Consider the following 8,027-nt stretch of genomic DNA (forward strand, 5'->3'; position numbering starts at 1 on the left):
CTCCTCCTCCACGACAACCACTGGGAAATCATCAACATCAACAACAGCTACTGGCTCCAACCACCAAAAAACATCGACCCCACCCAAACCCTCATTCTGCTCCCCAGCAGAACACCCGCCATCGCCGCCATCACGAAGAAGAAGAGAGCGAGCTGACCCACGCACTGGCCCCCGGCGGAGAGGGCGAGGCCATCGCGGGCCAAAGTCGGGCGCACCATGAGGACGACTTCGTGCGAAGTCGAGCCCGCCAGGGGAACCCAATTGCAGACCCGCCAACAGGAGAAGCCGAAAGCAGACGGGACAACAGGAGAACCCGGCAACAGGCGAGTTGCGCCGTCCCGAACGGGCGGCTTGGCGGGGAGGCGCCGGATTGGCCGACGACGGGCGGCCTCGCCGGGATGTGCCGAGAACTGCCTTAGCCGCGCGCGGTCAGTTAGCCGCGCGCGGTCAGGATGAGCGGTCCGTCGTCGGTCACAGCGACAGTGTGTTCGACGTGAGCTGCTCTGGATCCATCCATGCTTCGCAAGGTCCAGCCATCCGGATCCGTGAACACTCGGTCGCTCGTGTGCATGAGCCACGGCTCGATCGCGAACACGAGACCCGCGCGTAGGGGAAACCCGCGACCCGGTCGTCCGTCGTTGGGAACGTGCGGGTCGCCGTGCATCGTGCGTCCGACGCCGTGCCCACCGAAGTCGGTGTTGATCGTGAACCCTGCCGCGCGTCCGACCGCACCGATGGCCGCAGAGATATCGCCGATCCGGTTTCCGGGCACGGCGGCGGCGATGCCAGCGTCGAGTGCTGCCTGGGTCACCTCAACGAGACGCAGATCCTCGACTCTGGGCGTGCCGACAATGATCGTCACGGCGGAATCAGCGACCCAGCCGTCCACGCTCACCGCGAAGTCGAGGCTCAGAAGGTCGCCATCGGCCAGGTTGTAGTCGTAGGGCAGGCCGTGCAGCGCCGCATCGTTCACCGAAGTGCACAGCACCTTCCCGAACGGGCTCGCCCCGAATGACGGATGGTAGTCGATGTAGCAGCTCTCCGCGCCCCTCGCCCGGATCGCTCGGTGGGCGATCGCATCGAGATCGAGAAGGTTGACACCGACAGCGGATGCTGCGGTCAGCTCGGTGAGCACGTCAGCGACGAAGGATCCCGCCGCGCGCATCTCGGTGATCTCGGCGGGGGTTCGTAGCTCAATCATCCAGCCATTCTTGCGCGAACCGTCTGTACGCTTGAACAATGTGGTTACGACGGGCCTTCTACTGGGTCCAACTCGCGGCGATCATTGTGCTGCCCAGTTGGATCATGATCGCCAGGGGCATCTCCCCGTCCGGTCTGGGAACGCAGGACCTGCTGGTGTTCCTCGCCTGGCCGGCGCTCACCGTGTCGATGATCGTTGTGCTGGGTGTGACCTGGGCACGGAAGTCCGTGAGGACGACCAAGACCCTGTCCTGGACGGATGTCATCTCGCTTGGCTCTTGGTACCTGATCGCGATCGTCTACGGCATCTTCGTTGCGCGGTCGGCGGAGCTTGCCGCAGGGCTCACCGGCGGGCTTCTCGCTCTGGCCTCGCTCGCGGTGTTCGCCGTCGCGGTCTGGCAGCTCATGATTGCGGCGAGGCGACGGGTGGAGACGGTTTTCGCGAGCCTCGATCATGTCGCACTACCGCAGGGCGAGTACCGCGCGACCCGAGCCGCTCCCACCGACGGCGACGTCATCCGAATCGATCCCGCCGAGCGCTGAACTTTCGCGGTCGCCCGGGAGTGGCGGCAGCAGGCTCGACTGTGACAGAATTGTCGATTGTGCGTTCGCACGGCCCTGCCACAGGGGGGCCAGCGAATCATAGGCACACCCACTCCTTCATGCAGCATCCAGAACGTGATCGACCCGTGGCGGTTACAGAGAGCGAATATTCATGCACATCCTCGACCACGTCGACGCGGTCTCACTGCGCAACGACATCCCCGAATTCCGCGCCGGAGACACCGTCAAGGTGCACGTCAACATCGTTGAAGGCACACGTTCCCGCATCCAGGTCTTCCAGGGTGTCGTCATCGGCCGCTCGGGCGAAGGCGTCCGCGAGACGTTCTGCGTCCGCAAGGTCAGCTTCCAGGTCGGCGTCGAGCGCACCTTCCCCGTGCACTCCCCGGTCATCGACCACATCGAGGTCGTCACCCGCGGCGCCGTGCGTCGCGCGAAGCTGTACTACCTGCGCGACCTCCGTGGCAAGAAGGCCAAGATCAAGGAAAAGCGCTAAGCGCCAGCCCTCACCGGCAGTCTTTCCTGAGCTCCCCACCACGTAACATGGTGGGGAGCTCAGGGGTTTAATGGAACAAACAGATCCTTCGCCGCGCCCCCCGCGCACGGCACAGGACCGCACTCGACGATCGCGCAGCATCAAGCTGTTCGTTCGAGACATCGTCATTATTTTCGTCGCCGCGATCATCATTTCGGTAGGCATCAAGACGTTCCTGATCCGCTCCTTCTACATCCCGTCGAGCTCCATGACGAACACGCTGCAGGTCAACGACCGCATCATCGTCAACCAGCTCGTGCCGGATGTTGTGCCGCTGCAGCGCGGTGACGTGGTCGTGTTTCGCGACCCGGGCGGATGGCTTCCGCCACAGCAGGAGACCGAGGTGAACCCTGTCGTCGGAGCCATCGACTGGTTCCTCACGACGATCGGGCTGAGTGCCTCCGACAGCAACGATCACCTCATCAAGCGCGTGGTCGGACTCCCCGGCGATACCGTCACGTGCTGCAACCCGGTCGGCCAGATGGAGGTCAACGGTGCGCCGCTCGACGAGCCGTATCTCAACCTGCCCGAGGGTGTGTCGAAAGTGTCGGGGGACGACTTCTCGCAGGTTGTCCCGGAGGGATCGCTCTGGGTGATGGGTGACAACCGCTATAGCTCCAAGGACTCCCGCTACAACACCGAGACGCCGAGCGGCGGCTTCGTGCCGATCGACAACCTCGTCGGCCGCGCCTTCGTGATCACGTGGCCGTCGGCGCACTGGTCCTGGATTGACAACTACCCCGACACGTTCCGCGGCGTCGGAGTGGAACCGGACTAGACCCCCATGATGATGGCGGTGTCGGACCCGACCCTCGAGATCGAGGAAGGCCTCCATGCGAAGGGTCACCGTTACGTCATCGGCTGTGACGAGGTGGGTCGGGGAGCGATTGCCGGCCCCGTCGCTGTCGGTCTCGCCGTCGTCGACCTCGCCTGCGGGCCGTTCCCGCCCGGCCTGCGCGATTCGAAGCTGCTCAGCCAGAAGAGGCGCGAGGAACTCGCGCCTCTCACTGCGGCGTGGGCACGGCACTCCTCGGTGGGCCTCGCGTCGGCGCTCGAGGTCGATACCCTCGGACTCACCGCCGCCCTCGGCCTCGCGGGCAAGCGTGCTCTGACCCGGCTGCACAACGGCGGCGCGAAGATTCGCGAGTCGATCATCTTGCTCGACGGCGCGTTCGACTGGCTCAACCCGGCACTGTCGAGCCGGCTCCCGTTGCGGCTGCAGGTCAAGGCGGACCGCGACTGCGCGTCGGTCGCCGCAGCATCGGTCGTCGCCAAGGTCTTCCGCGACCGGATCATGATCGACGCGGATGCGACGACGCCCGGATACGACTGGGCCGGCAACAAGGGATATGGCTCCGCGGGCCATTTTGCCGCGATCGCCGCGCTCGGCGCGACCGCGATGCACCGTCACACCTGGCTGAAGAAGTCGCCTGAGATGGACGAGTAGGATTGGCGCAGCATGGACGACGACGAATTCGAAGACTACGACCGTGAGGTCGAACTGGCCCTTTACCGCGAATATCGCGATGTGGTGTCACAGTTCCGCTTTGTCGTGGAGACCGAACGCCGGTTCTATCTCGCCAACGAGGTCGAACTCGTGCGCCAGGACACCGAGCACGACTTCTACTTCGAACTCACGATGAACGACGTGTGGGTCTGGGATGTGTACCGGTCAGATCGCTTCGTGAAGTCCGTGCGCGTGCTGACCTTCAAAGACGTCAACGTGGAGGAACTGTCGGCCAAGGAGCTCGAGTTGCCCAAGGAACTCGCGCTCGACGAGTAGGCACATGGCTCAGACCCCAGTCGTCCACGGCCGGACGGTCGACGGCGAGACCCGCTGCGTGCACTATGGCACGGTGCTGGATGTCGTCGCGATCCGGTTCCGGTGCTGTGACCGCTACTACCCCTGCTTCTCCTGCCACGCCGAGGCCGAGACGCACCCGGTGCTGCGCTGGCCCACGGACAAATGGCAGGAGAACGCGATCCTCTGCGGGGTCTGCCGCACGGAGCTGAACATCGACTCCTACCGCGCCGCGGCCGTGTGCCCCGCCTGTGGGGCCGGGTTCAACCCGGGCTGCGCGACGCATTTCCCGCTGTACTTCGAGGAGTAACCCGCCAGGTTCCGGCCCGCAGCGGATCCGCTGGCTGACGTGCGTGTGGGGGTCGGTCGGCCGGGCGCCTCTCCTCCCCAGCTGCCGGGCTCCATCGGCCCTCCCCGATCCCGGCGCCAACGGGCTCGCACAACCCGATCCGGGGCATCCTCGGTGTCGGAGGCAACCATGGTGGCGAAGGACGATCTCGGCAAGCGCGGCGAGGCTCTCGCGGCGGCGTTCCTCGTCGACGCCGGCTACGACATCCTCGACCGCAACTGGCGGTGCAGGCAGGGCGAGATCGACGTCGTCGCGCTCGACGGCGATGAGACCGTCTTCGTCGAGGTGAAGACCCGATCGAGCATTGCGTTCGGGCATCCGCTCGAGGCGATCACGATGCAGAAGCTTGCCAGACTCCGACGGCTCGCGTCGGCCTGGTGCGGAGAACATCCCGGTGTCCGTCACCGCATCCGCATCGATGCGATCGCCATCATCGCGCCCCCCGGAGGTCCCATCCACTTCGAGCATGTGAGGAGTGTCTTCTGATGTGGTGCCTCGTGTTGATGTGGCTTCTGCTGCGGTCGGTCGTTGTGGGGCGGGGGTGCTGATGCCACTCGGACACACGTCGGCCGTGGCCCTCCTCGGCCTCACCGGTGCGATCGTCGAAGTTGAGGCCGACATCTCGAGCAACCTCCCCGGGTTCGTCCTCATCGGGCTGCCCGATGCGGCGCTCGGCGAGGCCCGCGACCGGGTGCGGGCCGCCGCCACGAACACCGGATGCGAGTTCCCCACCCGAAAAGTCACCGTCAACCTCTCGCCCGCCGCCCTGCCCAAGCACGGCTCGGGGTTCGACCTCGCGATCGCGCTCGCGATCCTCGCGGCGGCCCGGCTGGTGAACACCGACTCGGTCGCGGGAGTCGTTCACCTCGGCGAGCTCGGACTCGACGGACGCCTGCGGCCGATCAACGGTGTCCTCCCGTGCACTCTCGCCGCCGCCCGTGCGGGCGCGACGACCGTCATGGTACCGACCGGGAACGCCGACGAGGCCGCGCTGGTGCCCGGGGTGCGTGTGGTCGGCGTCGCCTCGCTGCTCGAGGCTGCGATCTGGCATGGCGGCGAGTACACGCCGGTGCCGGTCGAGCCGATCCTTCGGGCGGCGCCGGAGGGCGCGGCTGACGACGACCTCGACCTGAGCGACATCATCGGCAACGACGACGCGATCCAGGCGATTCAGGTCGCGGCGGCGGGCGGCCACCACATGTTCCTCCTGGGTCCGCCCGGCGCGGGCAAGACGATGCTCGCCACGCGTCTGCCCGGCATCCTGCCCGACCTCGACGCCGATGCCGCGCTCGAGGTGAGCTGCGTCCGCTCACTCGCTGGCCTGCCGGTCGGCGCTTCGCTCGCGACACGTCCGCCGCTGGAGGCCCCGCACCACACGGCGACCGCCGCCTCTATCGTCGGGGGTGGCAGCGGCGTCATCCGGCCGGGTGCCGCCGCGCGGGCGAACCACGGCGTGCTCTTCCTCGACGAGGCACCGGAGTTCCAGCGGGCGGTGCTCGACGCGCTCCGCCAGCCCCTCGAGTCGGGTCTCATCAGCATCCACCGGGCCAATTCGGTCGCGCACTTTCCTGGACGGTTCCAGCTTGTTCTCGCTGCCAACCCCTGCCCATGCGGGCAGTACGGCGCACGCGATTCTGACTGCGTCTGTGCGCCGAGCGCGCGCCGACGCTACCTCGCGAGGCTCTCCGGACCCCTCCTCGACCGCATCGACATCCAGCTGCGCGTGGCCCGAATCACCTCCGCCACGATGCGCATGGCGGACGAGAAGCAGCGGGTGGACACGGCGACCGTGCGCAGTCGGGTCGTGTCCGCCAGGGCGGCGACCGCGGAGCGCCTCGGCGCGACGCCCTGGGCGCTCAACTCGCAAGTGCCGGGGCCGTGGTTGCGCGGCCCGCACGCGCGCCTCGGTCCATCGACGACGGTGTCCATCGACCGCGCCCTCGAACGCGGCGGCCTCACGATGCGCGGCTACGACCGGGTGTTGCGCTTGGCGTGGACGCTCGCCGACCTTGATGGCGCACAGCGACCGACGGCCGACCATCTCGGTCGAGCCTTGTATCTCAGAAAGGCGATTTCGTCATGACCATGTTCGGGCTCAAGGAGGCCGTCGTCGCGCCACTCATTCGCCGTCTCGGCCGGGATGACTTCACAGCGGACGAGATCGTCGAGCGTTTCGCACGGGCCACCTGGACCGGGATTGCCGAACCGGGGGACCGCGTCGCGGGCCTGCTGGGTGAGCTGCTCGGCGTGCCAGCTGCACTGACCGCGGTGATCGATCGATGGGGCATTGACCGGATCGGGGGCGCCATCGCGGAGAGGTCCGGGATCCGGGGCGACGACTCACGCAATCCCGCGGGGATTCTCGAGGCCAACGGGCTCACCCCCGCAGATCTCGTGGCGGCGCAGGAGCGGTGGCAGCCTCGGGCGGCGTCCCAGACGGCGCTCGTGGCACTTCGCCAAGCGTCACGCTACGGGGTGCGGCTGCTCGTACCCGGCGATCCGGAATGGCCCGTGGGCGTCGACGACCTCGGGGCTCACGCGCCCCTCGCGCTCTGGCTGCGCGGTCGCTCGGAGACGCTGGCCACGGCAGGCAGCTCGATTGCTCTTGTCGGGGCCAGGGCGGCGACGGGATACGGCGAGCACGTCGCAATGGAGGCGTCTGCCGGTCTCGTCGACCGTGGATACACCATCGTCTCCGGGGCGGCCTATGGGATCGACGGGATGGCGCACCGGGCGGCATTGGCGAGTTCGGGGGAGACGATCGCGTTCCTCGCGGGCGGGGTGGACCGCTTCTATCCGAGCGGTCATGACGGGCTCCTCTCCCGGATCGTCGAGGCGGGCGCGGTCGTGTCGGAATTGCCGTGCGGGTCGCCGCCGACCAAGTGGAGGTTCCTGCAACGCAATCGATTGATTGCCGCGGCGAGTCTCGCGACGGTCGTTCTCGAGGCGGGCTGGCGGTCCGGGTCGCTCAACACGGCCGGTCACGCCGCCGCGTTGGGGCGCCCTCTCGGCGCCGTGCCGGGCCCCGTCACGTCGGCGGCCTCGGCCGGATGCCACAGGCTGATCCGCGATTTCGACGCCGTCTGCGTAACGAACGCCGACGAGATGGCGGAGCTCGCCCCTCTCGCTTCTCCGTCTCGCGGCGGGGAGGCCGGTGTCGGCGTCGGGGCCGGTGCTAGTGAGAACGGTGGTGGACCACGGCGAAGCGGCCAGCCCGGCGGGAAGGCCGAGGTCGCGGAGCAGGCCGAGTCCGCCGAGCGCACTCGCGTGGTCGACGCCCTCAGCGCGCGGTCGCCGCGGGCCGTCGGCGACATCGCCGCTCGCGCGGGCCTATCCGCCGCGCAGGTGCAGTCAGTGCTGGGGCTGCTCGAACTCGAGGGGAGGGCTGAACGACGCGAACGCGGGTGGGTGCGGGGCACAGCGTGAGCTCACAGAGCAGGTTGAACGCCCGGGCGGTGATCCCGCGCTAGACGATATGAGTACGGAGCTTACCTCTTGAGGCTGGGGCCCCCGTTCGAGTAGACGTGGGTTACCAGCCTGCGGAGGTTGGCCTATCCACAGTCGAACTTTGGAGGCCCCAG

General features: G+C 67.5%; 10 protein-coding genes. 9 read left to right on the forward strand and 1 reads right to left on the reverse strand.

Features of this window, described 5'->3' with window-relative positions:
• Positions 1-433: 433 nt before the first annotated feature.
• The gene (map, locus tag ABIB15_RS15115) at positions 434-1,201 is read right to left on the reverse strand and encodes a type I methionyl aminopeptidase (RefSeq protein ID WP_354480441.1); all 768 of its coding nucleotides are present in this window, start codon (positions 1,199-1,201) and stop codon (positions 434-436) included.
• A 38-nt stretch (positions 1,202-1,239) separates the two neighbouring features.
• Between map and ABIB15_RS15120 the strand changes: the two genes are divergently transcribed.
• From ABIB15_RS15120 to dprA, 9 genes are all read left to right on the forward strand, one after another.
• Positions 1,240-1,743 carry a hypothetical protein gene (locus ABIB15_RS15120; RefSeq protein ID WP_354480444.1) on the forward strand — a complete coding sequence of 168 codons (504 nt, stop codon included), beginning with the start codon at positions 1,240-1,242 and terminating at the stop codon, positions 1,741-1,743.
• Positions 1,744-1,915: 172 nt separating this feature from the next.
• Complete coding sequence (rplS, locus tag ABIB15_RS15125; RefSeq protein WP_354480446.1) at positions 1,916-2,257, forward strand: 50S ribosomal protein L19; 342 nt, start codon at positions 1,916-1,918, stop codon at positions 2,255-2,257.
• Between the two features lie 70 nt (positions 2,258-2,327).
• Positions 2,328-3,074: a signal peptidase I gene (lepB, locus tag ABIB15_RS15130; RefSeq protein WP_354480448.1), complete on the forward strand. Its 747-nt coding sequence runs from the start codon at positions 2,328-2,330 to the stop codon at positions 3,072-3,074.
• A gap of 12 nt (positions 3,075-3,086) precedes the next feature.
• On the forward strand, positions 3,087-3,743 hold the full coding sequence (rnhB, locus tag ABIB15_RS15135; protein ID WP_354480463.1) for a ribonuclease HII: 657 nt from the start codon (positions 3,087-3,089) through the stop codon (positions 3,741-3,743).
• 12 nt (positions 3,744-3,755) lie between these two features.
• A complete protein-coding gene (locus ABIB15_RS15140; RefSeq protein ID WP_161887059.1) occupies positions 3,756-4,079 on the forward strand; it encodes a DUF2469 family protein in 324 nt (107 codons plus the stop codon).
• A 4-nt stretch (positions 4,080-4,083) separates the two neighbouring features.
• On the forward strand, positions 4,084-4,407 hold the full coding sequence (locus ABIB15_RS15145) for a CHY zinc finger protein (protein WP_354480452.1): 324 nt from the start codon (positions 4,084-4,086) through the stop codon (positions 4,405-4,407).
• Between the two features lie 168 nt (positions 4,408-4,575).
• The gene (locus ABIB15_RS15150) at positions 4,576-4,932 is read left to right on the forward strand and encodes a YraN family protein (RefSeq protein ID WP_354480455.1); all 357 of its coding nucleotides are present in this window, start codon (positions 4,576-4,578) and stop codon (positions 4,930-4,932) included.
• A 61-nt stretch (positions 4,933-4,993) separates the two neighbouring features.
• Complete coding sequence (locus tag ABIB15_RS15155) at positions 4,994-6,529, forward strand: YifB family Mg chelatase-like AAA ATPase (RefSeq protein WP_354480458.1); 1,536 nt, start codon at positions 4,994-4,996, stop codon at positions 6,527-6,529.
• Entirely contained in the window at positions 6,526-7,872 is a 1,347-nt protein-coding gene (dprA, locus tag ABIB15_RS15160) for a DNA-processing protein DprA (protein WP_354480460.1), read from the forward strand. Before ABIB15_RS15155 ends, dprA begins: the two co-directional genes overlap by 4 nt.
• Positions 7,873-8,027: the final 155 nt, after the last annotated feature.

Source organism: Marisediminicola sp. UYEF4 (genome assembly GCF_040546025.1).
Lineage (GTDB): Bacteria > Actinomycetota > Actinomycetes > Actinomycetales > Microbacteriaceae > Marisediminicola.